Annotated in this window: 1 protein-coding gene; it reads left to right on the top strand. The window is 43.2% G+C overall.

Annotated features, from left to right (window positions below):
* Window positions 1–73: 73 nt before the first annotated feature.
* Entirely contained in the window at window positions 74–1,090 is a 1,017-nt protein-coding gene (locus ACROAE_RS20540) for an IS110 family transposase (protein ID WP_432406175.1), read from the top strand.
* The last annotated feature ends 232 nt before the right edge of the window (window positions 1,091–1,322 follow it).

Raw genomic sequence — 1,322 nt, 5'->3', positions numbered from 1 at the left:
TGGGGCTTAATTAGATGGTCCGCCTCACCCCTAAGCTAAACTTAGGGTAGGCTAATCAAAGAGGCGAAGCATCATGTCTACTATTAAAGTAATTGGGATCGATTTAGGCAAATCTTCTTTTCATCTTGTTGGGCACGATCACACTGGTCGTGAACAATTACGTAAGCATTTAAGTCGTCCAAAGCTCATTCAATTTCTGTCACAAACACCTAAAACGACAATTGCAATGGAGTCATGCGGTGGCTCCCACTGGTTGGCAAGAAAATGCCAATCACTCGGTCATGAGGTTAAACTCATCCCTCCCCAATATGTTAAACCTTACGTTAAAACAAATAAAAATGATTATATTGATGCCGATGCGATAGCTGAAGCATGCACAAGGCCGTCGATGCGCTTTGTTGGTGTAAAAACAGAAACCTCACAAGTCATTAGTGTTATTCAGCGTGTTCGGTCTAGTTATATCAAAGAGCGGACAGCATGTATGTCACGCATTGGTGCAATCTTACTTGAGTTTGGCATGAGTTTTCCTAGAGGGCATGCCAAAATGAAAGTGCTATTTCAATGGATTGCCGATAACGGCGAACCGCTTCCAGTCATGTTGATGCAAGAATTGATAGAGCACCATGAGTACTATTTACTGCTGAGTGAACGCATAGCAGGTCAAGATAAAAAGCTTAAACAGCTTGTTGAGCAAGACGTGCGAGCGCAGTTATTAAAAACGATACCTGGGGTGGGAGATTTAACAGCGGCTCAGTGTTTAGCCGATATCTCTGATGTCACTCATTTTAAAAATGGCCGTCAAATGGCCGCATGGATAGGGTTAGTCCCTCATCAATATTCAACGGGAGGTAAATCGACCTTGCTGGGTATCAGTAAGCGTGGAAATAAGGCATTAAGAACGTTATTTATTCATGGTGCACGAGCGATGTTATCAAGGCCAGAAAAAGCGCTGGCGGTATTTGGCGAATGGATACTTGAACTCAGAGCGAGGAAGCCATTCAATGTAGCCGTAGTTGCTTTGGCAAATAAGTTAGTGCGAATAGCGTGGTCAGTGTTATCGACCAAGCAAGCATTTGAAATAAGAGTTTAACCCGAGTTTGCAGATGATAGATAAGATGGCAGAACGGTCAGACCACTAGATTGAAGACCTGACACAAAAAACAGCAACAAAGTATGCTTTGGGCTTTTTGAGGACAATCTAGCGCGGAACTCATCGTGGAGCGGGTGGTAAAGCACCTAATGAAGACTCCGAATACATTAGCGCAAACCAACCTCGTTATCGAAAATATCATTTGCAATAACGAGGCGGACCATACATTTTT

The sequence above is a fragment of the Shewanella sp. MF05960 genome, from assembly GCF_050849305.1.
GTDB lineage: Bacteria > Pseudomonadota > Gammaproteobacteria > Enterobacterales > Shewanellaceae > Shewanella.
The sequence above is the reverse complement of the archived record's forward strand: the minus strand, read 5'-3'. Positions and strand labels throughout refer to the sequence as shown.